This is a genomic window from Pseudofrankia saprophytica (genome assembly GCF_000235425.2).
Lineage (GTDB): Bacteria > Actinomycetota > Actinomycetes > Frankiales > Frankiaceae > Pseudofrankia > Pseudofrankia saprophytica.
The window spans coordinates 736,000-759,878 of sequence record NZ_KI912266.1; the positions used below are offsets into that span (position 1 = coordinate 736,000).

Consider the following 23,879-nt stretch of genomic DNA (forward strand, 5'->3'; position numbering starts at 1 on the left):
ACAGGGTCATGTCGTTCGGCGTGCCCGATGACGTCCGGCTCCTGTTCCGGCCCAGAGGTCCACGCGGGTTGTCTGGCGTTGTTCAGGGATGTGCCGGGGCGGGGGCGGTGGTTGGTCGGCGCGCTTCAGCAGGCCGAATCCGGCGCCGAGCGAGACGAGGCCCATGCCGGCCGCGGCCGCGATCCCCTTCGCGCCGCCGACGTAGAAGTAAGCTGCCGCGGCGACGGCGCCGTTGAACAGGAACAGGAACCACTGCACCTTCCGCGAGGCGAGAACAGATTTCAGTGGTTCTCTTTTCGCGAGAAGCGAGCCGGCGACGAGCGACACTACAGCCGAACCATAGCCGATCAGCTGTTTCTGTGTACCGTCGACGTCGAGGATCCTGCCACCGGCCACGGTGCCGACCAGGCCGGCCGCGAACGCCTGCCAGAGGATGAACGACCAGACGGTTGAGAGGATTGATCTCACCGGTGTTCCTTTCGCATGAGGGTGAGGTCCGCGGTCCCGACGATGCCGTCACCCAGCTCTTCGCCGCGGGGCGTCACAGGGGGATCGTCGGTGCAGCTGGCTGAACTGGTGTCGCCCACGCCGGCACGGCCAACGGGAGACGTTCACGGGTCGGGCGCGGTCCGCCGCGCAGGCGCGGGTCAGCGGGCGGGGCAGAGGGCGAACATGTCCAGTAGCGCAATGTTGTAGAGAACGGCCTGGTCGGCTGTCGAGCTACCCAGGCTGTAGCGCTGTCCCATCGAAGGCGTGACCATCTTCCAGCTGGCGGCCATATCCGAGCAGTCAGCCTCGCCATCGCTGAGGATCTGCGCGTCGGTCTTACCCTCGGCGAGGTCGGGAAACTGTCGGCGAAACTGGCTGACGTACGTGGAGGTGTCGGCCGCGTCGCCGGTGTCGGCCGCGTCGCCACTGTCGGCCGTCGGACTCGCCGGCACTTGCGTCGTGACGGAAGAAGGTGTCGGACTCACGGCGGAAGTGGCGGCCGGTCGGCAGGCCGCCAACGACGCAATAGCCACGCCGATCAGGATGAGTCGCCGGTACATGGAGTTCCCCTTTCGTGCCGTTCGCCGCGTGAACGTGCATGGTCTCCACAGCGGACTGACATTTGGTGTGGGCAGACGCCCGGCAGAGGACCGGTGCTGGGATCCGGTCGCGATATCCGGCCGTTGTGTACGAGACGATCCTGTTCCACGGGGCCCAATCCCACGTCCTGCACGTGCCGACAATTCCGGCTACCACGAGCGCGGTACTCGAGGCCCGGCACCTCCGTAGCCGATGGCAGAGCCAGGGACCTGGTGACGGACACCGTTGGCAGGTATCACCGGCTTCGTCGCGAAGCCGGCCCGTCAGGGCCGTCGGCGGACGCAATGAGGCCACACGCGAGCCGGTCGGGGCAAGCACCAGCCGTAGCAGGCAGTGGGTCGGTGTACCGCGTTGGTGGTACGCGGAGATGACGTCAGCGGGCGGGCGGGCGGGCGCGGCGAGCTACTGGCCGGACGGCACCGACCTACGTCCCGTCCTCACCCAGCCAGACGGCCGGCATCCGGTGGGTTCCAGCGGGAGATGATGTCGAGGGCGGGCGCGGTGGCGGTACCGCGCGGCTCGGCGACGAGGCCGGCGGACTCGGCGACCTCGGCCACGTCGTCGGCGGTCTTCACCGGACGGCCGGCCGCTTCGGTGAGCAGCAGCGCTCGGGTCAGCAGGCCCTTCGTCTGCTTGGCCTGGTAGCTGAGCGGGCGGCGAACCCAGCGCCCGTCGACGAGTTTCTCGGTCAGCGCGCGCACGGGCAGCGCGCCCGACCGGAGCGGTCCGGAAAGGGTGGGCACGGTCGCGTAGTCCGACGAGCGCAGGTCCACGACGAGGTGCTCACCGACGGCGGCCGGGGTGGATACGAGCAGGTCTGGCAGGACCAGGGCGAGCCTCGCGCGCCAGAAGGTCGCGAGCACCGTCGGTGTGGAGCGGCCGCCCAGTCCGGGGATGGCCGCCGCCATGCCGACACGGTGGTCGGGCACCGGCTCGGCCGCGCCAATCAGGCCGAACGCGCCGTTGGAGACGAACAGCGCGCGGTCGGCCGCGGCCCGCGCGGCGGGCGGAAGCGTCGCTGGGGCCAGCGCCTCGTAGAGCACGCCCACGAACCGGTCAAGTGCCGGCCTTGTCGGCGCGTCCAGGATCGCGGCGTTGGCGGCCAGTTCCATCTCGGCCCGCGAGGCCGGCAGCCGGAACGCGACGATCGCAGCCGCCGGGTCGTCGCGGCAGAAGGCGGCGACGGCCTGTGTCACCTCGGCACGGGCGGCCGCGAGCGGACCGTCGCCGAACCCGGCGACCCGCAGCGACGGCCCGTCGCCACCCTGGGTCTTCGCCTCGCTCGGCGGCAGCAGGATGCGCACCTGTCCGACCTCACTTCCCGCTATCTGGGTGTCCCGATACGGATCACCTTCTCCCGCCCCGTGGACTACCGGCGCGGCTGGTTCGAGGCGACCCGCAGACCGCTCCAGTAACCGGTGATGGCGGCCTTGAGCTCGCGAGTCACGGCGGGCCGGTCTCCAGGCGCCGCCGCGGCGATGACGGGCAGCACGCCGGCGAAGATCTGGAACGAGACGGTCGCGGCGAGGTGGCGTGCACCGAGAGCGAGATGCGGCGCGATCTCGCCGATCAGCACCTCGATCTGATCGCAGATCGACGCGTGCAGGGACCTGGTGGCCGTGGCCAGCTCCGGGGACAGACCGGCGCCCGCGAGCAGCGTGTTGGCCGCCGGGTGGGCGAGGTTGAACGCGACGACCGGGTCGACGACCCGCTCGACGAGTTCCGCCGTGGGCAGCGTGACGAGCTCGGGGCCGAGCAGGCCGGCACCGGCCGCGCCGAGGTGTTCGAGATAGCGCAGGGCGAGCGCCTCGACGATCGCCTGCTTGTTGGCGAAGTACTGGTACAGCGACCCGGGAGAGATGCCAGCCCGCGCCGCGATCAGGTTCGTCGTCACCGCGTCGTAGCCGACCTCGCTGATCGCGAGCTCGGCAGCGTCCAGGATCGACTCGGCGCGGCGGCGCCCGCGCTCCTGGCGCTTCGGGCCCGCCGCCGCCGCTGCCGCCGCCGGGTCACGTGTCGGTGTCACCGGCTCGCCCTCCTCGCGGCCAGGCCGCCAACGGGCCGCCACCATCATTGACGAACACGAGCAATCACTCGTATTCTGCGTTCGCCCTAATGCGAGCATTCGCTCGCATCTCGACGTCGTCAAGGAGCGTCACCATGACGAACGGCTCGACGGTACGTGGCCGGACCGCGATCGTGACCGGAGCGTCCAGCGGCATCGGCCGGGCGATCGCCGAACGGCTGGGAGCCGCCGGGGCCGCGGTCCACCTCGTCGGGCGGACCGCCGAACCGATGGCGGCGTCCGCCGCCCGCATCGAGGCCGCGGGGGGTTCGGCGTCCGCCACCGTCCTCGACGTCCGCGATCGCGACGCGTTCGAGGCGCTGGTCGCCCGGGTCGCCGACGAGGCGGGCCGGCTCGACGTGATGGTCAACAACGCCGGGATAGCCGGCAACCGCCCCATCCTCGCCGAGGACGCCGAAACCGCCCAGGAGATGCTCGACGTCAACGTGCTCGCGCTGCTGGTCGGCTGCCGCGCCGCCGTCGCCGCGATGCGCCGCACCGGCAGTGGCGGACACATCGTCAACATCTCTTCCACCGCGGTACTGCGCCCCGATTTCGGCGTCTATGGCGCCACCAAAGCCGCCGTCAGCTACCTGAGCGAGGGTCTTCGCCAGGAGCTCGAAGGCGACGACATCCGCGTCACCTCCCTGCTTCCCGGCGTCGTCGCGACCAACGCCGTCCGCAACTTCACCCCCGAGGTCATCGCCGGCATCGGAGCACTGGCCGGCGCCGCCCTGGACGTCGTGCCAGGCCAGCGGCTCCCCGAAAGCGTCCTCGACGCCGCCCAGGCCGCGCTCGAAACCCACATCGCCCGGCCGGATGACATCGCCGACGCGGTCCTCTACGTCCTGGGCACCCCGCTACGCCTCAACATCCCCGAGATCGTGATCCGCCCGGCCCAGACCATGAGCGTCTGAACGCGCTGGACCTGGCTACGTCCGCCACCGCCGGCCGTGAAGGAACGTTGCACGCCACGAATCCGCGCCGAGTCGAAACAGATCACGGCCCGGATCTCCCACCGCCACCGGCTCCTCACCCAACGCTCAGCATCAGTCACAGTCGGACGCAGGGCCATCGCGATATGTATCTTTCTCGAGTTCTTCGCCGTTCTCGAAAGAATCACGCGATGGCCGTCCAACGTCACGGACCATCACACCGACAAGTCGCCGGACGATCACACTCCGTACATCATGTCCGTGGACTCCACCCGGCGCTCGACAGGGAGGGCCAACGGGATCCACAATGCGGGCCTACCTCGCGGGCTGTAGATCGGCAAGAGTCGCCGCCGCGTCGAGAGTCGCCAGGCCGAGAGCCCGCCGAGTCTCGTCATTGAGCGGAATGGTGCAGCGAGAGCTTGGGGGGCCGCCGTAGTGAAACCAATGATTCGCCTTCGGGGCGGTCGCCCGTGGTCGTGCACTTCTCCTTCCGACTGCCGACCGCCCGCTCATGGCTTCGCGGCTCCGCCGCACAACAGCGCATCCTGATGGGACGACAGTTGATGATCTATCACTTACAGAACCGGCGGGCCGCCGTCCTGGCGATCACTGCCGCATTGCTCGCGTTACCAGCGACACTGGCTGGGTGTGCCTCATCGGGTGCGCATGGATCCCAGACCGGCGCTTGCTCGACAAATGTTCCCGGGGTCACAGCCACATCCGTCAAGCTCGGGTTCATCTATCCTGACACCGGTCCCGCGGCACTCGTCGATGTGTTCAAGGGGGCTCGCGCCGGCGCCACGGCCCGCATTGACGAGCAGAATGACCGGGGAGGTGTCAACGGTCGTCGCATCGAACTCGCGTGGAGCGACGACCATTCCAACCCGGATGCGTTCCTGCTGGCCACGCACCATCTGGTCGACTCCGAGAAGGTCTTCGGTCTCGTCATAACATCCGTCGTCATGGACAAAGCGGCCGGCTGGCTCGCGCAGGAGAACGTCCCGATCACCGGAACGGCCACCAGTGCGATCTGGAGCAAATACCCCAACCTCTTTCACTTCGGGAACCTGTACAACTCCGGCGACACGTCCGTGTTCGGCGACTTCGTCAAGGCGCGCGGCGGCACCAAGGCCGTCATCGTCGTCGACCAGAACCAGGAGGTCACCCTGGATCTTGCCTCGCACTTCGTGCCCAGCCTACAAAGTCGCGGAATCACGGTTGTCGCCTCGGTCTCCTACACCGCGGGAATCACCAGCCCGGACAGCGTCGCCGAACGAATCAAGGAGCTGGGCGCCGACACCATCATCGGCCTTGCCCAGACCGAACCCTTCATTGACGTCTACGCGGCGTCCAAGAGATCCGGAGTCAAGCTGAACGTCGCGCTGAACACCAGCGGCATCAGCCCTGAACTGCTCGCCCGGCGTGGCGGCGAGATGGCCGGTATGTCCGTCATGTCGACCATCGCCCCCCCGGGGTCCGCAGCCAGGAATGCCTATCAAGAGGCGATGACCACGTATACGCCCGAGGCGGTGGACCCGACCGAAGAACTCGCCATCGGTGGCTACGTCGCCGCCGACGACATGCTCCTGGGTCTGAAGCTCGCCGGCGCCTGCCCCACCCGCCAGACCTTCATCGACAGCCTCCGCGAGGTGGACAACTACTCGGCGGACGGCCTCATCGCCCCCGTCGACCACACGCGACCCAAGCAGCCGACGCTCTGCGAGGGCTTCATCACCGTCAACCAGGCCGGAACGGGCCTGGCGCCCGTGCCGCCCCCGGCCTCACTCGCCCGCGACGGCTACTGGTGCGGATCTGCCCTCAACTGACCCACCGCGACCCGCGTCCCCGTCCATAGCCCCGACGGTGCCGTCAAGCAGTTCCCCCGGGCGCGCAGGTCACCGCACCCGAATCGGCACGACAGCCGACATCTACGCCCACGTCTTCGACGACGTCCCACGCGGAACGGCCCGCAGCATGGACGGCATCCTTCGACGAGCCAGCGACATCCTCCGAAGCGCCGAGCGCCCCCCGCCTACGGATGCCCGGTACGGACCAGCTCCTGTTCGTCCTCGGGCCGGCCGCCGTCGGACGAGCCGGCGCCCGCCGCCACGGGGACAGCCTCGGCGGCCGGTTCCACAGAGAAATGTGGCGTGACTCGGTCGAGCCATTTCGGGAGGTACCAGTTGGCCCTGCCGAAGATGTTCATCAGCGCGGGTACGAGCATCGTCCTCAGGATGAACGCGTCGAGGAACACGGCCGACGCCAGACCGGTGCCAAAGATCTTGATCGGCCGGCCCGGGCTGAGGAGGAAACCGAGGAAGACGGCGATCATGATCAACGCCGCGGCGGTGATGATGCCACCGGTCTCGGCCTGACCGATCGTCACCGATCGCTTGTTGTCGCGGGTGTGCACCCATTCCTCGTGCATACGGCTGACGAGGAACACCTGGTAGTCCATTGACAGGCCGAACAGGATGGCGAACAGCATGACCGGCATCCAGGCGTCAATCGGTCCACCCGGTCCGGCGCCCATGCTGTCGGAGAGCCAGCCGTACTGGAAGATTGCCACAGCCAGACCGAACGAACCCCCCGCGGCCAGCAGGTTCATCACCGCGGCGGTGGCCGGGATGACCAGGCTGCGGAACGCGATGAGCAGCAGTATGAATGACAGGCCAACCACGACCGTGATGAACAGCGGCATCTTGCGCCCCAGCACGGTTGCGAAGTCCACATTGATGGCCGTGCCACCGTAGGTGTAGATGCGGTTGGCCGTACCGTCGTACAACGGCGGGAGAACGGTCGAGCGCAGGTGCCGGACCAGTGTGTAGGTCTTCTCCGACTGCGGCGACGTCGTCGTCTTGAACGTCACGAACGCGACGTCCTTGGTCAGCGGGCTCGTGCCCAGGCTGCCTGGGTCGACGCCCGGGACGGCCGCCAGAGCCTTCGACACGCGCTCCAGGTAAGCCGGTTCCGAGGCACCAGGGCCACTCACGACGGCTTCAAGGGCGGAGTTGTAACCAACGCCGAAGTCGGCGGAGATCAGGTCGTAGCCCGTGCGGGTGGTGGAATCCTTCGGATCGCTGCCCTGGTCGCTGGCGCCCAGCTGGAGCGACAAGAAGGGCAGAGCGATGACAATCATCACCGCGCCCGCGACGATCGCGACCGGAATGCGGTTTCGGGCGACGAACTGCGACCACCGAGCCCAGAGCCCCACCGGCTGGTCGTCGATGAACTGGCCCGCCCGCACGGCCGCCCGGTGCCGGCGGGGCAGCACCTTCAGTCCGAACAGGCTGAGCAGCGCGGGCAGCAAGGTGAGCGAAGCGATCATGGTAAACCCGACCGCGAGCGCAGTTGCCACTGCCATGCCGTTGAAGAAGCTCACTCCGAGAGCGATGAGGCCAAGGATGGCGATGCACACGGTCGAGCCGGCGAATAGCACCGCGCGACCGGAGGTGTTGATCGCGCTGACGATGGACTCGGTGACGGGCATTCCGCGCCGCAGGTTCCGGCGATGCCGGGTGACGATGAATAGCGCGTAGTCCACACCGACGCCGATCACCATCAACTCCGCCAGGTACGGAGTGATATTGGACACGTTGATGGCGTGGGTAAGGATGTAGATGACGCCAAGGCCACTGACGAGCGCGGCCACCGCGCTGGCCAGCGGCAGCACCGTCGCGGCGACGGTACGAAACACGATCGCCAGGATGATGAGCGCGGCGAGGAACCCGATGAGCACCGAGCTGCCCGAGCCACTGCTCTGCCCAATGCCCTGGAAGGCGTCACCGGTGAACTCGACCTGCAGCTGGTCGCTGTTCAGGGTCTTCAGGTCGTCATAGACGTTCTTGAACAGGGCGGCGTCGTAGTGATCATTTTCCCAGGTGACGGTGACCAGAGCCGTGGTGGAGCCGCGGGAGCTGTTGAGCAACGTCGGGTTTCCCGGACCTGCCGCGCCACTCTTCGAGCAGTCGATCGACTGCCACGGCGTCGCGATCAAAGCCACGTGATTGCCCGAGCCGCACAGCTTGACCAGAGCCGGTTGCAGCTGAGAGGGCGCCGCGGTGAACGCTCCGGCCCTGTCCTTGAGCACGACCGTGCCCGCCGCGCCGTTCTGGTTGTTCAGGCCCGCGTCCTTCAGCAGGTTCGCGACCGACGCGGTCTCCGTGTGCGGAAGGCTGAACGTGTCCTTGTAGGATGCCCCACCCATCGCGCCGGCGATGGCCTGCACCGCGATGACAAAGACAACCCAACCGACGACCACAAACCACCGGCGCCGGACAGCGAACTCCGCGATCCCTTTCAACAGCACTCCTGCTCAGCGTCTGGCAACCGGCGAACGTCAGGCAGCGACGGCCGGTTCTGAATCAATCGCAGTCTCACACACGCTCTCAGCCCACTGAAGTCTGGAACGGCAGAAGTGACAAGCATCCCGTCGGCCGCTGGACGCTCCGCCCACGCACCTTCATCCAATGTGGTCCGCGACACACCATGGCCTGGCGGCTGACGACGATGCCCGACCCGGCTGCACGCTCTGGCAGCCGTCACGGACGGTGACCGCACGCCGGCCCACGCGCGCCAGGAAAACCTCGACCGAATTCGATATCGAATCAAATGCGGTACAAACCGCGAACCACATAGCTGGTCAGGCGTGTGGCTGCGTAAGGATGGCTCCGTGAACGAACAGCCTGTATTCGTCGATCCGTGGTGGGACCTCCGCGGAGGCGGACCTACCGAGCATCGGCAGCGTGAAGCCATGGCGAAGGAGCTTCGCGAGGAGGTCGCCGCCGGCCACCCGCTACATCGCCAGTCTTTCCAGGTCATTGCCCGCTCAGACGCCGCGGACGACATCGCCATCGAGTTGGCAACCGGCGGTTGGGCCCTGGTGCATCTCACCTGGCAACGCCCCGACAGACCTCCTTGGCCCTCGACCACCATCTACGACACCAGCAGCGCTCTCGAAGAAGCCCTCCGTTGGAGGTACTCGCCATCCTCGGGCAGGCCGCCGGTGAGCATTCTCGGGCGCCTCGGGCGCGTGTTGGAGCGTGATCTCACCGACGAACATGGCTGATGGGCAGGGCGATGCCACGTAGCACGGTGTCGCGAGCGAGTTCGCGTGCGCCTTTGGTGCCCAGCTCATGAACGATGTTTTCGGGGGTCCATAGGAGCGAGAACACCGACCGGGCACGCAGGTCGGTCGGCCAGTCCGCCAGCTTGAACTGACCCGCGTCGTCACCGGCCGCGAGCAGGAGCCTGACCTGCTTGAGCATCGCGGGGAACGACAGTGACAGCTGTACCGTCGACGGCGGTGCCTGCTGGAGGGACAGGGCCTGAATCCGGTGCTCCTCGTGGAAACGGTCGAGGACGTTGATGGCGAACCACAGCAGGCTGTCCAGCTTTTCGATTGGTGATGCCGCCGTGCGCATGACCTGGTTCCATCCGTTGGCTACGGAGGAGGCATATGATCGCATGATCGTTCCGAGCAGCTCTTCTTTGGAGTCGAAGACGCGGTACAGGGCCGCCGAACCCAGTCCCGCGGCGGCGGCGACGTCGCGCATCGTGGTCGCGTCGAAGCCGCGTTTCGCGAACTCGGAGCGGGCCGCACGGCGAATGAGTGCCTCCCGGCCAGCCGGTTCGGACTCCGTGGCTTCCCATTCCTCGATGAATCGTTCCGCCGTCCGGTGCGCCGCACTGTCTGTTGAGAATTCGCCGTCACGCGGGTCGACGGCGAGCCCATCGAGGATGATTCGACACTTCAGTTCTGGAACCCGACGGCCGTCCCGTGTCCTGTGGTAGACGCCGATGCCGACGTGGAGCATGCTCTGGCAGACGCGGTCGGCCAACATCTCGGCGTCCAGGTTCGCCCGAATATAGCCCCGGTCCTGGGCGGAGCGCAGAGTCCTCGACATCGCGGACTGAATGGGCAGCGGGGTGCGGCCTGTTGCCTCTCGTAGCTCCGGACGTGCGCTCGCGGGGGGTTCGAAATAGCTGAGGAGGAGCGCGGCGCGATGCCGGATGGCGCAGTGCGCAATCGCGGTGGAGAGGGTGATGATCGCTTCGTCGGGCTCCTGCTCGCCCGATTCTCCGTCGAGCGCCTCGGCCGCGATCCGGGCGAGATCCTCGTGGAAGCGCTCGAGCAGCTCGACGATTATTGCCTCTTTGGAGTCGAAGTGGTGGTAGAGACTTCCGGGAAGGATCCCGCAGGCGTCCGCGATGGTCTTGAGTGATGCGCGGACACCTGACTCCGCGAAGATCTTCGCCGCGGCGTCGAGGATCGCGTCCTTCCGCGATTCATTGCTCACCGAGTGCCCCTCCGACGACTTCCTCCTACTTCAATCTATTACGGTACCTGACACCGCGGCACCTGCTGCCCATCGTTGACGTGTGGTCGCTCGCCTCGGCCAGGCAGCCGACCCGCATCCCATGCCAGAGCGGTAGGTCGGCACCGTCCGTTCCGATGGCAGAGCATCGTGACCCTTGCATCAATGAAGGCCTCGTAGAGGAGCACGGGCAACGGCGGGCGAAGATGGCTGGCCTTACGGATCGGCCCGGAGAACCGGGTAAGGCGAGCACCAGGCTCCTGAGCCGTTGCGACCGAATCGGCACGTTGAACGGCGGGTACACGAGATATCCGACGACGAAGAGCGAGCCGGCGGATGCCGTTCCGCCCATGGCCCCGACCTCACCCGGCCAAGAAATACTCGCGCCGCCAGCCAGTCGATGCCGACCCCAGTCAAGATGTAGCTGGTACTACCAGCTAGGAGGACAGCGTCGACTTCGCGAAGGGCTCGAGGTGAAACCATCACCAGGATGTCGGGAAGTGTGGGAGGTCCAGCCGGCACCACCTCTCCTGTCGACGTCTAAACCGCGCTCGTCTTCCTTGAAGGATGTAGGTCCGACCTAAAGTCGTCGGCCGCCGCTGGACCTGGCGCGGTACGTCACAACGGCTGGAAGTCGACGTGGATGGCGTCCAACCCGCGGAACACGAAGGTCGGCAGGTACTGGAACCGGCGGGCGCCGGCCGGGCCGTGCTCGGCCTCGGACAGTCTGATGTCCGCCATCCGGTCGAGCACCCGCTCCAGGGTGACCCTGGTCTCCGCGCGGGCCAGTGGCTGGCCGATGCAGCTGTGCGCGCCGCGCCCGAACGCGACCTGCTCGCGCACGTTGTTCCGGTCGAGGGAGAATCGGTCCGGTTCCTCGAACCGCCGCGGGTCCCGGTTCGACGCGCCGGGCAGGAGCATGATCGTCGCTCCGGCGGGGACGTCGACTCCAGCCAGCCGGGTGCGCCGCCGCGCCATCCTGAAGTGGCTCTTGATCGGGCTTTCCAGCCGGAGCATTTCCTCGACGAAGACCGGGATCAGGTCGCGCTGCTCGCGCAGCAGCCGCTGCACGTCGGGGTGCTCCGCCAGGTGGCGCATCGCGAAGGCCATCAGCCGGACGGTCGTCTCCTGGCCGGCCGCGAAGACGAAGGACGCCTCCCGGGCGAGGACGGCCACATCGGGTCGTGACCCGTCGGAGAAACGCGCCGTGGCGAGGTGCGTCAGGATGTCGTCACGCGGGTTCTTCCGGCGGTCCTCCACGTAGTCCGCGAAGGCACCCTCGATGAACGCCAGGGGGTTGTCGACGAGCGCCTCCGGACTCTCTGTCACCACCGAGATCGAGGTCCTCTCGAAGCCCTTCCTGAACCGGGCCATGTCCTGTTCGGGCACGCCGAGCAGGTCTGCGATGACGAGTCCCGCGAACGGCCCGGCGTAGTCCCGTACGAACTCGCACCGACCACGGGAGACGAAGCGGTCCAGTTGGACGTCGGCCAGCCGCCACATGAAGGCCTCGTTCTCCCGCAGGCGCCGCGGCGTGAACAGACCGGCCAGCAGGCCGCGGTAGGCGCTGTGCCGTGGCGGGTCCATGGTGACCATGAACTCGTGCATGGGCATCTGCTCACGGGACTGCTCGATCAGCTCTCCCGCGTCGTCGCCGTCCGGCATGGCGGGTAGGCCGGGAAAGGGGCCGGTCGGCGAGTTGCAGGAGGAGAACAGCTCCGCGTCCCGGTACACCTCCATCGCCTCGTCGTGGCCGGTGACGACGACGACCCCGTGGTTCGGCTCGAGCCACACCGGCCCCTTCTCGGTACGGAGGAACTCGAAGTAGGGGTACGGATCGTCGACGATCGACGGGTCCGAGAAGAAGTCGACGCCCTCGAAAGGGGAGGCCGGCGCGCCTCTCATTTGTCTCTCCTCTCCTGGCGGGCGACTGGCCCGCGACAGTGCGCCTGCGGGGTGACCGCGAGCACCTGGCACCTTGCGCCCGATGGACTCGATGAGCCGGGCGCGTCGCATATGGATGGGTCCGGCGGGCTGGTCCCGGCGACGTGTTCGCCGTCACCGGCACCCGCGACGGGTAGAGATTCGTGGGGGTGTCAGGCGTCCTGCTCGCTCTGGCCGGACGGCACCGTCAGAGGCTTCAGGCGGACGGGATGGTCACGAAGTGCGCCGGGCCGCGGGACGCCCATCGCCCTGCCAGTCACCGCCCGGTAGAGCCGGGTCGGCATCAGCCGGCTGGCCAGGAGCACCATGCGCGCGTCGGTGCCCACGGCGCGGCGGGCGAGTGGCGCACTTTCCTCCAGCGCTCGCGCCAACGCCCGCGCGAAACGCTCGGGTGGTTTCGCCAGGCGCATCATCCGAGGCCCGCACTGGTCCAGCGCGGCGTGGTGCACCGCGTAGGGACCGTCGGTGTCAGCGTAGGTGCGGGTCTTCTCGAGGATGTCGGTCCTGAAGGTTCCGGTCACCAGAATGGTGACGCCGATGCCGAAGGGAGCCACCTCCCCCGCGAGAGCCTCCGCCCACCGTTCGGACGCGCCCTTGGCCGCCGAGTAGGCACTGATCGTCGGGATTCCCCGAACGCCGCCCACGCTGGACACGACGACGATCCGTCCGCGCCCCGCGGTCCGCATGGCAGGCAGCAGCGCCTGGGTGAGCCGCACCGGCCCGAAGAGATTGGTCGTGAAGGTCTGGAGCCACACGTCCGCCGGTGTCTCCTCGACACACCCCGCGCACGCGACGCCCGCGTTGTGTACGACGGCGTCCGGGGCGCCCACCGCGTTCTCGATCGCCCGGCCGGCGGCCATGATGGACCCCGGGTCATCCAGGTCCAGCCGCACGCAGGTCAGACGCGGGTCGTCCTCGTCGGCGCCGGTGGCCTCCCGCAGTCGCGCGAGTCCGGCGTCGGGTGACCGCATGGCGGCGACGACGTGCCATCCCCGCCGGTGAAGGTAGGTGGCCGACGCCAGCCCCAGACCTCGCGAGGCGCCCGTGACGACGACACTGCGCGCTTCAGACACCACGACCTCCCCACCGTGGCCACCCATCGCGGCCGGACCCACCGGCGCTGTCAGCCGAGGGCATGGCGAGGCAGCGACCCGAAGGGGACGTGCGGTCATGCTCTCTCCTCAAGTCGGCCTTAGATTCTCGGACGGCGGCCGCAGGTGCGCGCGGGCGTCGGTTGCCTGTCTCGGAGTCAGGATCCGGTAGGCCGCGGCCGTCGTCGCATCATGGAGCAGGTAAGCACCCAGCTCGTCCCAGGCGCTGTCCACGTCGTCGGCGACGAAGACCGCGGTGGGCGCGGCACGGTCCGGGAACTGCGCGATCCCGGGCTCGCGGCCATGCGCGCGGCACTCCGCCGTGTACAGCTCGCGTAGCCCAGGTCGGTCCGTGCGGTGGATGTCGTACCGGTCCGGGTCGGGGAATCGCGCCGGCATGCTGACGGCGGCGCTCAGTCCTGGCCGAAGCGGTCGACGAGGTGCGAGTTCACGCCGTCCGGATCCAGCCGGCGAGCGACGAGGTAGCCGGCCCCCATCCAGCCGCGGCGGGTCCACTTGCCGAACGACAGACGGGTCCCCGGGGCGCCGGACGCCGCGGGCACCATCTTGACCCGCTCGAGGGCCTCCTTGACGCCGCGTGGGCTCAGCGGATGGGCATCGGCGAACGCGTGCAGCAGCACGGTGGCGAGGTCGCGGTTGACCACCGGCACGCACCACTCCGGCCGCCGGCCATAGGCGGCCGCGTACTGGTCGAGGAAACGCTGGCCGACGAGGTTTCCCTCGTCGTACTGGTCGAGGCCGGTCCAGCCGAGGATCGCCTGCCACATGACGTCGTTGATCCAGGCGTTCTGGAATGCGGTCCCCATGAAGCGGGGCGGATCCCAGTCGAGCGCCGTCAGCGCCGGATTGATGAAGACGACACCGAAGCCGAAGCCGCAGTGCACGAGCGCTTCCGCCTTCGCCTCATGGATCTTGCGGATTCCCGCCTGGACGTCCTGGGCGGTCTGAGCGGTCCACTCCTCGGCAACGATGCGGATACCCGCCGCGGCGCAGGCCTTGCGGAAGTTCCTGATGTAGGACTCGCCGACCAATGACTGCTCGATGAGGCAGCCCACCGCGGTGTGGCCGCCCTTCGCAAGCAGGTGAGCCCAGAAGATCGGCTCGTCGGTCAGTGAGCCCTGCGGAAGCGAGAACGTCCACTCGCCCAACCAGTCGTCCGTCCCGGTCACACTGATCGCCGGCACGTGGAAACGCTGCTCGATCGCCTCCCGGGTCGGAACGCAGTTGTCGGTGATGGCGGGGCCGAAGACCGCCAGACATCCCTCGTCGACGAGCTCGCCATAGGCGTCGATCACCGCCTTGACGGAGCCCTTCGGCAGGCCCTCCACCTCCCGGAACACGATCTCCACCGGCCGGTCGATGAGCCCCTGCCTGCGGCCTTCCTCGAAGACCAGCTCGAAGGTCTGCGTCAGGTCGTCCCGCCGCTCCCGCGGGTAGCCGTCCGGAAGGCGGAAGTCGAACAGGTAGCCAAGCTTGATCGGCTCCGCGCTGCTCTCGTACGACACCGGTCCTCCTTCGCTGACGCGCAGGCGGCTGGCGCGTGCGCTCGTCGTCTGGTTGTTCGTCGCGCGATGCGGGGGGCGGCCCACCCTGATCTGTCGGCTGGTTCGTCAGGCCCGTTGGACGCGGGACCGCGCCGCGCGGCGAACGGGCTGGTGCCTCGACCGAGTTACCAAATATTAGTTCTCATCGGATGGTGTGTCCATGGCCGCCGTGGCGGCTCTCACGGAGCGCCGGGCCCGGCGAGACAGCCACGCCCCGTGACGCGCGTCGCCGCCACCCGTCGACCGCGACATCCCTCGACCGTCACCCTTCGCCCCTCTTTGCGCGAGCGAGTTCGCCACCGGTTGACAAGCGGTCGCCGTCACCGGGCCGGGCCTGCTAGCCTTCGGACCAAATTTTCGGTCCAACGAACGGAGCTCGGAATGTCGTGGCCGACGCGGATCCCGCAAACATGCTGATCATCAACGACACGGCGAACCGGGACGAGCGGGCGCTCGACGGCCCCGACCGGATCGACCTCCACCGTCCGGTGAACCATCACCGGAGCTCCGGCAAGGGCCCGTACTTACACGTCGGCGTGACGCTGGCCTGGATCAAGGGGCGCGTCTCGCTCGGGGAGGTCATGACGCACTGGCACGAATGGGAGACCGACAACGAGAGGGCCCGCACCGCGGGCACGTCGAGCGACCGGGGCCGGGCCGCGCTGCCCGCCCGGCTGGGCTGAGGGGCGACGTGGGCGCGCTCATCATGCTCGGCACACTGTTCGCCCTCGTCGCGCTCATCTACTTCGTGGTGCTGCGCTTCGACCCCGAAATGCGGCGCCCGCCGACGTCAGGGCATGACCGGTGAACGACGGGCTGACGCCGGCGCTCGTGTTCGGCCAGGTGTTCGCCTACGCCGGCGGCGCGGCGTTCCTCGCGATCGGCACCTACCTCACCGTCCGCCGCCGGCGCCTGCACCCGCTCCTGCTCCTGTGCGTCTCCGCGATCTCGTTCTCCTGGATCGAGGCGCCGTATGACTGGGCGATGTACGCGCAGTTCGCACCCGCCTTGCCGCGCATGCCTTCGTGGTGGCCGCTGAACATGACGTGGGGCGGGCTGCCAGCGTCGGTGCCCTTGGGCTACATCGAGTACTTCGTGCTGCCCGCGCTCATCGGGGTGGCGGTCGAGCGGCGGCTGCGCGCGCGGTTCGGGTGGCGACGACCGGTCGGCCTCCTCACCGTCGGGCTCGTCGTCGGCTACATCTGGGCCCTGCTCTTCAACGGCGTCTTCGGTGTCCGCGCCGGCGTCTTCTACTACGGCCGCGTCATCCCAGGTCTCGCGATGTTCGCGGGGACCAAGCACCAGTACCCCCTGTACGACGCCCTCGCGATGGGCGTGCAGATGATGGTCTTCACCTACCTCCTCGGCCGGACCGACGCCGAAGGCCGCACGATCATCGACACCTGGGCCCAGCGGAGGACGAAGACCCGCGCCCGCGCGGTCACGTTGTCCGCCGTCTCCGTAGTTCTGCTCGGCAACCTGCTGTATGGCGCGGTGTTCGCACCCCACCTCGTCACCAAGCTGAACGGCGACGTGACCGAGGGACCGACGACCGAGCTCTTCCCCGGCGTGTTGAACCAGCCCCTGCACGGCGGAGCAGGAGGCGGGCGGCCTGCCACCTGCTCGGGATCGGGAGCGGTCTGTGCCGGAAGCACTCGCGCCCAGGCCGCGAGACCACGTGCCTCGGCGGCGACGTCGGTGGGCGCGGAGGCGTCGTCCGCCTCGAAGTACCTGCGTGGCGTACAGCCGAGATAGGACCTCCTTCGCTCCGAAGCACGGGCGGCGTTTCCACGAATGCGCTCCGGAAAATAATCAACTCCAGTCTCGACAGCGAGCCTGATTGCCTTCTCTACGAATTCCGCGGCAGCTTCCGTTTCACCAATAGATTCGAGGTAGGCGGACGCCGTCCGCTCCAGCCTGCCGGCTGACCTACCCGGTTGGCCACACCAGTATCTGTGGATTCGGGCGGCGTGACACAGCGTGTATCGCCCTCGCGGCCAAGGGATTACGAGGGCCTCGACCTGTGCTCCGCCGATGTCCGTGGATGTCCGCCGATGCTGGTCATGGGCTCGACTTCATCCGCCCTGCTCCACCGCTGTCCACAGCCGTCCGCGCGCTTGGCTGACGTCCTGCCTTCCAGCCAAGCCAGTCGTGAACATTGCGTGGCCCGGTTCGAAGGCCGGTTGGCAGGGAGCATCGGGAACGGGCTCCCTTAGCCGCCACAGCCAGATCTTGCCGGCAAGGCTGCCGGCGGCGAGGGTGTAGCCGTCCGGCGAGAACGCCACCGACAGCACGGAGTCGGTGGAGAGCAAGCCCCGCGGGACTTCCGCGGGGCAGCACTGGTCGATCTTTCTCGTCGACCTCATGAAGGACTTCCACACCGGACCACCCGAGACGCCGCCCGGTTCGCGAGGCGGCTCCCTTCTTCGAATCCGGGGTCCCGGTCCTTTGACCAGGAGAAACGAGACGACCTCAGCCACCGGTGAGGCGGGAACGTCTTAGCAGCCCGTCTGGCGGTCGGAGGGCAGTAGTCAGATCCCCGCTATTCGGTAGATATTCCACTTAGATCCCGCTAAGCTCGCCCGGCGGGGGCCCGGGACGACATGGCCACGGCCGGCGAGCCTTCTCCTGGATCCAGTGCGTCACATCGAGGAGCTCCGGATTTTCGGCAAGCCGTGGTTGTGGGTCCTGTGGTGTTCGCGACCCTCGGCCACGTCGGCCCACCGGACTCGCTCCCGCCTCCGTTTACCGCATCAACCACGAGCGAAGAGGGGTCCAATGAGATTCAGGCGACTGGCGGCCGTCGGGGTGGCACTGGCGACTGCCTTCGGGGCGTCGATGCTGGCCGCTGCTCCTGCGTCGGCCGACGGATACTGCGGCAAGGTCCTGACGGGTGGCTGGTCCGAGGTGAGGAAGAACGCTGACGGGTCGCCGTGGCATCCGATGTATCCAATGTCCTGGGATGGCAGGGTCGACACGGCAGCAGAGGTCGTCCTGTGGGCCAAGAGGTCCGGAGACGGCGCCGACCTCCTGATCCAGTTCCGCAACCTCCGGGCGAACAGCAAGACCGGCGTGATCGGCAAGGTTGGCAGGAGCCAGGACGCGCAAGATCTCGGGATCACCGGCACCATCGGTGCGGCGCCCAACGGCGCCTGGTGCTCGAGTGTCGTCCACGCCCCCAGTTCGACCGGGACCTACATCTACTCGTCCCTCCTCTACTACGTGAACGGTGTGCCCTTCGGCGCCGGCCTCGATGGACTCATCAGGGTCTACTACGCCTGATCGCTCGCTCGGAGGAGCCGCGCGCGTTCATCACGGGGACGGCCGCTGACCAGTTCGGAGCGCGCGCCCCGTGTCAGCGTCCGCCGAGCTGATCCGAATCGGACGCCCGCCAGCGCTGCCGGCGGGCGTCCGTCCGTTTCCGCTCAGGCAGGGCCCGGATCCATCTGTCCGAGGGTCCCAAGCCTGAAAGCACCCGGCCTCACGCCGCCACCACCTACCTCGACGCCACGCACACCGACATCCCTGCACCCCCACGTTGAAACGGAAACTGGCCGGGCCCGGCCCGGCCCGGCCGGGCAGCGCCGCTGTCATCCAGGCTGACCGGGCACGGTGCCCTGCGGCCCGCCCAGCCGTGACGGGAGCGCCTGGATCACAGGGCCTGGAACTGGTCGGCCCGGTCGTTGTCGCTGTTACCGACGTACGACGACTGGCTGTGAGCCGTCATCGTCCACCCCCGTAGTTGATGTTTTCGTAGAAACAGGGTGCTGCTGCACCGCGGGCGGGCCAGGCGGCGCGCGCAGGACCAGGTCATCGGTGTGGTGCGCGGCGGCGCCGCCGTCGGGTACGCGGCGCGCGGATCGGTCAGCTACGTGGCCCCCTGCGTGGGTTCGGGCTTACCGGCCGCCGGGCCGCCGAGCGTTCGAACGATGCGCGCGATCTCGGCGCGAGCCGGTGAGTCGGGCAGCCAGCGTGCCTCGTAGTCGATGGCGATCGGCGTGCCGTCCAGCACCACCGACCGGACCGGAACGCTGTCTGTCACCTTGCTGCCTGGCAGCAGCGCGGAGCCCAGGCCGAGGGTGACCCAGTCCTGGACGACGCGACAGTCGTCGGCCTTCCCCGGGTAGCAGGGCAACGGGATGCCGGCTGCGGCGAACAGCTCGCGGGTGAAGGGCGCCAGGCCGCAGCTGTCCGTCGGCAGGATCAGCGGCACCCTTGTGGTCTCTCGCAGCTCGATCGCCCCGCCGGCGTCTCGGTCCGCGCCACCACCGGCGGTGGGCAGGAACACGATCGGCACCCGGGCCACCGTGGCTCGCGCGGCCTCGGGCGCGGCCAGGTTCGGCGGGCTGACCGCGGGCACCAGGACCAGGTCGAGCGCGGAGTCGGCGAGCTCGCGGTGCAGCTGCGCCATCGGGGCCGCCCGCAGTACCAGCTCCGTCCCGGCGACCTCGACGGCGCGGCCCAGCAGGTCGCGGTCCACCAGCGTCGACACGCCGACCCGCAGCGGCCGGGGTCCCTCCACCGCGGCCAGCCGGGCCTCCGCCCGGACGGCATCCAGCGCCTGGACCGCGGCGTCGACCAGCGGCAGCATCCGCTTCCCGAACGAGGTCAGGCTCGTGCCACGGGTGGTTCGGTCGAACAGCCGGCCACCGAGCGTCCGTTCCAGCGCGGCGATCCCGTTGGACAACGCCGGCTGGGTGACCGCGCAGGCCCGCGCGGCGGCGCTGAACGACCCCTCCCGGACGACCGCCCTGGCGTACCTCAGGTGCGCCAGGTTCACGACTGCTCATTCATGGCTGTTATGGCTCCATTCCGAGGTCGCGGCTACCGGCCCAGGCCGACGGAGCCTAGCTTCATTGCTGGCCAGCCGATATCTCGACGCTGGCACAGGGGTCCGGTCCAGCGTAGGTCCGGGCGTCGTCGAAGAAAACCATTACCTATGGCTTGGGAGCCGTCATGACCTCGTACGACATCCTCGTGGCCGCCGAGCATCGGTTGGTCGAGCTGATCGGGTCGTTCACTCGCGACGAGCTCGCCCGTCCCACCCCGTGCGCAGGCTGGGACGTTCGTGCCCTCGTCAGCCACACACTCGCCGGCATCGAGATCTTCGCCTCCACGGTGGACGGCGGCCCAGCACCGACCGCCGAGATGATGTTCTCCGGCACCGACCTGCTCGGCGACGACCCGGCCGGCGCGGCGAAGCGGGCCGTTACCCGATCGCAGGCCGCGTGGGCCGACCTGGCCGACCCGGAACGCGAGCTGACCACGATCCTCGGCCCGCTGCCAGCCGGTGAGATGCTCGCGATCAGCGCGTTCGCGACCGTCGTGCACGCCTGGGACCTCACGCTCGCCACCAACCGACCGGTTCGCGAACTGCCAGGCGACCTGCTCGCGCACGCCGACGACGTCGCCCGCCGGTACGTCCCGACGCTGCGCGCCGGCGACGACCACAGCCTGTTCCAGCCGGAGATCCCGGCCCCCGCGGACGCGAACCCTACGCAGCGACTGATGGCGTTCCTCGGCCGCGACCCGCTCTCCGACGCCGCTCGGTGACCGACGGCAAGCCGACGCGGTCAACCAGCGCGACTGCCGCGGTGCTCGTGGCGGTCTCAGCAGGGCGTAGGTGCTACGCACGTGCGCCGTCCCGGCGCGGGTGCCACCACAACAACGGCGCGATGAACACGACGGGCAGGGCGCAGGCTGTGCTCACCTGGCGGAAGGTGAGATCGCCGGTGGACAGGTAGTACAGCGTGGCCACCCAGTCGACCAGCTGGACGAAGATCATCGTGTTGATCCAGGCGACGTGGCGGCGTGGCGCCCGCGATGCGACGAACATGCCGGCTGCGTAGCCGAGGAACCGTGCCGCCAGCATCACGTTGAGCCAGTGCGCCCAGGCGGGCGCGTCTGGTGTCAGGCCGAACAGGTGCCGCGCGATCGACGGCACCAGCAGGAAGAGCGCCCCGAAGCCGAGCTGCGAGGCGCCGATGACGAGGAGGCTGACACGCAACGGCGTGCTGGCTGTGTCGGTTCGTTCGAGCATGGTCGTCACTGTCATGGGCGGGACCGTACGGACGACCCAGACTGGGTTGTCAAATAGTGAAGCAGTATCAGAAAATGAACCAATGGCGCTGACAAGGCAGGACGCTGCGGCGGCCAGCTGTGAGGACGAGACCTGTCCGATCGCCCGAGCCGTCCGGGTGCTCGACGGCAAGTGGACCATGCTGATCATCCGGGACCTGCTCGGTGGGGTTCGACGGTTCTCCGAGCTGCGGGCCTCGCTGGTTGGCATCAGTCCGAAGACGCTCACAGACCGCCTCCGAGAGCTGGAGGGCGGCGGTCTGGTGACACGCACGGTCTACGCCGAGATCCCGCCGCGGGTGGAGTACCGGCTGACCGAGACCGGCCGACGGCTGGGGCCCGTCGTGGACGCGCTCGCCGTCTGGGGTGCCGGCCTCGCTGACGGCCCACGCGAGGCCGCGGGCACAGTCGGGACCAGAACGTCGGCGCACACATCCGCAGCCGGGCCGCAGGTCTGAATGTGGCCGTTCGGCCACGGGCGGATCCCCTCCGTGCCACCCGGGTCGACCGACAACACGGACTTGGCAACGCTTCGTATGCCGGGCTGTCCCGGTTGCCGTCGGTTTAATGTCGTTCGTCCCGTGAAATGGGACCGCCATGGTTCATGGACCAGAGTGGGTCGACGCGGCACCGGTGGAGCGGTTCAGCCTTCCCGCCAGCGCGCGGTCGCCGGGCCAGGCGAGGGTTCGCCTCGGCCCGGTCCTGCGCCGGCTGGGGGTCGATGACGAGCTGGCCGACCTGGTCCTTCTGCTGACCAGCGAGCTGGTCACCAACGCCGTGCTGCACGGCCATGGTGAGCCCGTGGTGGAGGTGCGCGCGACGGTGGCGACGCTGTGGGTAGGAGTTGAGGACCCGGACAGCCGGTTGCCGCGGGTGCAGCAGGTCGACAGCGGCGCGCTGGGCGGGCGAGGGCTGCACCTGGTGGACAGCCTGGCCCGTGACTGGGGCGCGGAGCCGATCGCCGGGGATGGCAAGACGGTCTGGTTCCACCTGGCGCGATCAGGCTAGGCCGTCGGTGGGAGTCCTCATCGGAGGGTTCTGACTGGCCCCGGCCGGAAAGATCAATCGGTGAGACGAATCGATTGCTGACGGCGGGTGATATCGGTGCGGGATGGGGAGAGCCGCATGCTCGGCGTGCTGCTGGACCTGGGCCGGCTGGCGGCCCTCGAGCAGCTGCCGGACATGATGGCCGAGCACGCCGCGGCCGTGGGGCTGGACCGGCTTGGGATCTACGTGTCGGACCTGCGTGGCGAGGTGCTGCGGGAACTGACCGGCCGTGGGCTGGACGCCGGTGAGGGTGGGGAGCGGTTCCGGGTCGACGGCACGCTACCCGGGCGGGCGTTCCGGGATGTCCGGACGCTGACCGGCGCGCCCGTCGGCGACACGGGGGCCGTGGTCCACTGGGCGCCCATTCTGGACGGGACCGAACGGCTTGGCGTGCTGCGCGCCGGACTGAGACCCGGTGACACCGACGCAGAGCGGGCGCTGCGTGACCTGGCGGCGCTCACAGGCCTGCTCCTGGTCAGCAAGCGGGGGGTCAGTGACTCCTATGCCCGGCTGGTACGCACACGGCCGATGACGGTCGCCGCGGAGATGCAGTGGCAGCTGATGCCGCAGACGTCGTTCGCCACTCGGGATGTCGTCGTCGGTGCCGCGATGGAGCCGGCGTACGAGTTCGGCGGTGACGCGTTCGACTACGCCGTGGCCGGGGATGTCCTGCACCTGGCCGTGTTCGACGCGATGGGTCACGACACCACCGCGGGGCTTGCCGCCAACCTGGCGGTCGCCGCGTGCCGCAGCCACCGCCGGGCGGGCGCCGATCTCGTCACGATCAGCCGGGAGATCGAACGGGTCCTGCTCGACCAATTCGACGCCACCAGCTACGTCACCGGGATCATCGCCGACCTCGACACCACCACCGGGCTGCTGACGTGGATCAACCACGGCCACCACCCGCCGGTGGTCGTGCGCGGCGGCCGGTGGATCAGCGAGCTGCTCTGCCCGGCCGCGCACCCGCTGGGCACCGATCTCGGCCTGCCCGCGACCCTGTGCCGGGAGCACCTCGAGCCCGGCGACCGGCTGCTGCTCTACACCGACGGCGTCACCGAGGCGCGCGACGCGTCCGGCCGCGAGTTCGGGCTCGGCCGGTTCGTGGACTTCGTCGTGCGCCATCACGCCGATGGTCTCGTGGTCTCCGAGACCCTGCGCCGACTGATGCGGGCGCTGCTCGACCACCACCACGGCCGGCTTCAGGACGACGCGACCGTGGTGTTCGTCGAGTGGCCGGGAGGCCACGACCGCAACACCAGGATCTGATCCGAGCGGCCAGCGGCCCCTAGGACGGCGCATCACCCGCGCCGAGCCGTGTATCTGGCTCGTCTGGCGGACGCCGTTCGGTCGCCCTGGCGGCGGCCTGGGGATGAATCGGTCACGGCGGGGAGGCAACGCGGAGGCCTGGGGCTTGGCGGTTCTCGCGCTCCGACGGTTTGTCCGCATGTCCCGGGGCAGGGGGATGGGCGGATCCGGATGGGGGGAGACCCCTGATGGCTGGCACTGCGGCCGAGATGACGACGCGAAAACCGGTCACGGGTGACACCGGAGACTCTGATCGACGACGCTGCCGAGCTGAGGCGGCTTCGCGCCGTGCGACGGCTTCCGGTCGTGAAGGGGGCGGCTCCGGTCGGCGTCGTCAGTCTTGGCGATCTGGCGGTCGAGGGCGATGAGGAGTCGGTGCTCGGCCAGGTCAGTGCGATGCCCGGCAACCGCTGACTACCAGGTCGCCCTGGTATGTCCAA

Annotated in this window: 24 protein-coding genes; 11 read left to right on the forward strand and 13 right to left on the reverse strand. The window is 68.6% G+C overall.

Annotation, left to right across the window (positions count from 1 at the left end; genetic code table 11):
• Positions 1–6: 6 nt before the first annotated feature.
• From FRCN3DRAFT_RS42410 to FRCN3DRAFT_RS42415, 4 genes are all read right to left on the reverse strand, one after another.
• On the reverse strand, positions 7–468 hold the full coding sequence (locus FRCN3DRAFT_RS42410) for a hypothetical protein (RefSeq protein WP_007508842.1): 462 nt from the start codon (positions 466–468) through the stop codon (positions 7–9).
• A 179-nt stretch (positions 469–647) separates the two neighbouring features.
• Positions 648–1,049, reverse strand: a complete 402-nt coding sequence (locus FRCN3DRAFT_RS0203275; RefSeq protein ID WP_007508840.1) for a hypothetical protein — start codon at positions 1,047–1,049, stop codon at positions 648–650.
• Between the two features lie 477 nt (positions 1,050–1,526).
• A complete protein-coding gene (yaaA, locus tag FRCN3DRAFT_RS0203280) occupies positions 1,527–2,393 on the reverse strand; it encodes a peroxide stress protein YaaA (protein ID WP_007508837.1) in 867 nt (288 codons plus the stop codon).
• Between the two features lie 65 nt (positions 2,394–2,458).
• A complete protein-coding gene (locus tag FRCN3DRAFT_RS42415) occupies positions 2,459–3,115 on the reverse strand; it encodes a TetR/AcrR family transcriptional regulator (protein ID WP_007508835.1) in 657 nt (218 codons plus the stop codon).
• A 134-nt stretch (positions 3,116–3,249) separates the two neighbouring features.
• Between FRCN3DRAFT_RS42415 and FRCN3DRAFT_RS0203290 the strand changes: the two genes are divergently transcribed.
• Together FRCN3DRAFT_RS0203290 and FRCN3DRAFT_RS0203295 are read left to right on the forward strand one after the other, a co-directional pair.
• Entirely contained in the window at positions 3,250–4,071 is an 822-nt protein-coding gene (locus tag FRCN3DRAFT_RS0203290; RefSeq protein WP_007508833.1) for an SDR family oxidoreductase, read from the forward strand.
• A gap of 488 nt (positions 4,072–4,559) precedes the next feature.
• Positions 4,560–5,915, forward strand: a complete 1,356-nt coding sequence (locus FRCN3DRAFT_RS0203295; RefSeq protein ID WP_007508831.1) for an ABC transporter substrate-binding protein — start codon at positions 4,560–4,562, stop codon at positions 5,913–5,915.
• A 206-nt stretch (positions 5,916–6,121) separates the two neighbouring features.
• On the opposite strand, the gene FRCN3DRAFT_RS0203300 is transcribed toward FRCN3DRAFT_RS0203295, so the two are convergent.
• Positions 6,122–8,392, reverse strand: coding sequence for an MMPL family transporter (locus FRCN3DRAFT_RS0203300; RefSeq protein WP_007508829.1), 2,271 nt, complete (start codon positions 8,390–8,392; stop codon positions 6,122–6,124).
• Positions 8,393–8,761: 369 nt separating this feature from the next.
• On the opposite strand from FRCN3DRAFT_RS0203300, the gene FRCN3DRAFT_RS42420 reads away from it, so the two are divergent.
• Positions 8,762–9,157 carry a hypothetical protein gene (locus FRCN3DRAFT_RS42420; RefSeq protein WP_198535932.1) on the forward strand — a complete coding sequence of 132 codons (396 nt, stop codon included), beginning with the start codon at positions 8,762–8,764 and terminating at the stop codon, positions 9,155–9,157.
• On the opposite strand, the gene FRCN3DRAFT_RS0203310 is transcribed toward FRCN3DRAFT_RS42420, so the two are convergent.
• The 5 genes from FRCN3DRAFT_RS0203310 to FRCN3DRAFT_RS0203330 form a co-directional block, all read right to left on the reverse strand.
• The gene (locus FRCN3DRAFT_RS0203310; protein WP_007508827.1) at positions 9,138–10,388 is read right to left on the reverse strand and encodes a TetR/AcrR family transcriptional regulator; all 1,251 of its coding nucleotides are present in this window, start codon (positions 10,386–10,388) and stop codon (positions 9,138–9,140) included. The genes FRCN3DRAFT_RS42420 and FRCN3DRAFT_RS0203310 overlap by 20 nt on opposite strands.
• A gap of 636 nt (positions 10,389–11,024) precedes the next feature.
• A complete protein-coding gene (locus tag FRCN3DRAFT_RS0203315; RefSeq protein ID WP_007508826.1) occupies positions 11,025–12,311 on the reverse strand; it encodes a cytochrome P450 in 1,287 nt (428 codons plus the stop codon).
• Between the two features lie 191 nt (positions 12,312–12,502).
• Positions 12,503–13,423, reverse strand: a complete 921-nt coding sequence (locus FRCN3DRAFT_RS0203320) for an SDR family NAD(P)-dependent oxidoreductase (RefSeq protein WP_232793902.1) — start codon at positions 13,421–13,423, stop codon at positions 12,503–12,505.
• A gap of 108 nt (positions 13,424–13,531) precedes the next feature.
• Entirely contained in the window at positions 13,532–13,840 is a 309-nt protein-coding gene (locus tag FRCN3DRAFT_RS54765) for a hypothetical protein (RefSeq protein ID WP_007508822.1), read from the reverse strand.
• Positions 13,841–13,854: 14 nt separating this feature from the next.
• Positions 13,855–14,967: an ABC transporter substrate-binding protein gene (locus FRCN3DRAFT_RS0203330; RefSeq protein WP_007508820.1), complete on the reverse strand. Its 1,113-nt coding sequence runs from the start codon at positions 14,965–14,967 to the stop codon at positions 13,855–13,857.
• A 425-nt stretch (positions 14,968–15,392) separates the two neighbouring features.
• On the opposite strand from FRCN3DRAFT_RS0203330, the gene FRCN3DRAFT_RS0203335 reads away from it, so the two are divergent.
• Positions 15,393–15,689 (forward strand): cytochrome P450 family protein, encoded by a 297-nt coding sequence (locus tag FRCN3DRAFT_RS0203335; protein WP_027140203.1) that lies wholly within the window; start codon positions 15,393–15,395, stop codon positions 15,687–15,689.
• Between the two features lie 121 nt (positions 15,690–15,810).
• Positions 15,811–16,761 carry a spirocyclase AveC family protein gene (locus FRCN3DRAFT_RS0203345; protein ID WP_007508813.1) on the forward strand — a complete coding sequence of 317 codons (951 nt, stop codon included), beginning with the start codon at positions 15,811–15,813 and terminating at the stop codon, positions 16,759–16,761.
• 320 nt (positions 16,762–17,081) lie between these two features.
• Here the strand turns inward: FRCN3DRAFT_RS0203345 and FRCN3DRAFT_RS0203350 are convergent, their stop codons facing one another.
• Entirely contained in the window at positions 17,082–17,372 is a 291-nt protein-coding gene (locus FRCN3DRAFT_RS0203350; RefSeq protein WP_007508811.1) for a hypothetical protein, read from the reverse strand.
• A 586-nt stretch (positions 17,373–17,958) separates the two neighbouring features.
• On the opposite strand from FRCN3DRAFT_RS0203350, the gene FRCN3DRAFT_RS0203355 reads away from it, so the two are divergent.
• Entirely contained in the window at positions 17,959–18,288 is a 330-nt protein-coding gene (locus FRCN3DRAFT_RS0203355; RefSeq protein ID WP_131803349.1) for a hypothetical protein, read from the forward strand.
• Between the two features lie 586 nt (positions 18,289–18,874).
• Here the strand turns inward: FRCN3DRAFT_RS0203355 and FRCN3DRAFT_RS0203360 are convergent.
• Positions 18,875–19,786, reverse strand: coding sequence for a LysR family transcriptional regulator (locus FRCN3DRAFT_RS0203360; RefSeq protein ID WP_007508808.1), 912 nt, complete (start codon positions 19,784–19,786; stop codon positions 18,875–18,877).
• 176 nt (positions 19,787–19,962) lie between these two features.
• Here FRCN3DRAFT_RS0203360 and FRCN3DRAFT_RS0203365 point away from each other — a divergent pair, with 176 nt between their 5' ends.
• Positions 19,963–20,559, forward strand: a complete 597-nt coding sequence (locus tag FRCN3DRAFT_RS0203365; protein ID WP_007508805.1) for a TIGR03086 family metal-binding protein — start codon at positions 19,963–19,965, stop codon at positions 20,557–20,559.
• 73 nt (positions 20,560–20,632) lie between these two features.
• Here FRCN3DRAFT_RS0203365 and FRCN3DRAFT_RS0203370 read toward each other — a convergent pair whose 3' ends face one another.
• Positions 20,633–21,061: a hypothetical protein gene (locus FRCN3DRAFT_RS0203370; RefSeq protein WP_007508803.1), complete on the reverse strand. Its 429-nt coding sequence runs from the start codon at positions 21,059–21,061 to the stop codon at positions 20,633–20,635.
• Between the two features lie 67 nt (positions 21,062–21,128).
• Here FRCN3DRAFT_RS0203370 and FRCN3DRAFT_RS0203375 point away from each other — a divergent pair, with 67 nt between their 5' ends.
• From FRCN3DRAFT_RS0203375 to FRCN3DRAFT_RS42425, 4 genes are all read left to right on the forward strand, one after another.
• Positions 21,129–21,542, forward strand: coding sequence for a winged helix-turn-helix transcriptional regulator (locus tag FRCN3DRAFT_RS0203375; RefSeq protein WP_007508801.1), 414 nt, complete (start codon positions 21,129–21,131; stop codon positions 21,540–21,542).
• Between the two features lie 139 nt (positions 21,543–21,681).
• Positions 21,682–22,092 (forward strand): ATP-binding protein, encoded by a 411-nt coding sequence (locus FRCN3DRAFT_RS0203380; RefSeq protein ID WP_007508799.1) that lies wholly within the window; start codon positions 21,682–21,684, stop codon positions 22,090–22,092.
• 96 nt (positions 22,093–22,188) lie between these two features.
• Positions 22,189–23,400 carry a PP2C family protein-serine/threonine phosphatase gene (locus FRCN3DRAFT_RS0203385; RefSeq protein WP_232793903.1) on the forward strand — a complete coding sequence of 404 codons (1,212 nt, stop codon included), beginning with the start codon at positions 22,189–22,191 and terminating at the stop codon, positions 23,398–23,400.
• A gap of 273 nt (positions 23,401–23,673) precedes the next feature.
• Positions 23,674–23,853 carry a CBS domain-containing protein gene (locus tag FRCN3DRAFT_RS42425; RefSeq protein ID WP_051466118.1) on the forward strand — a complete coding sequence of 60 codons (180 nt, stop codon included), beginning with the start codon at positions 23,674–23,676 and terminating at the stop codon, positions 23,851–23,853.
• Positions 23,854–23,879: the final 26 nt, after the last annotated feature.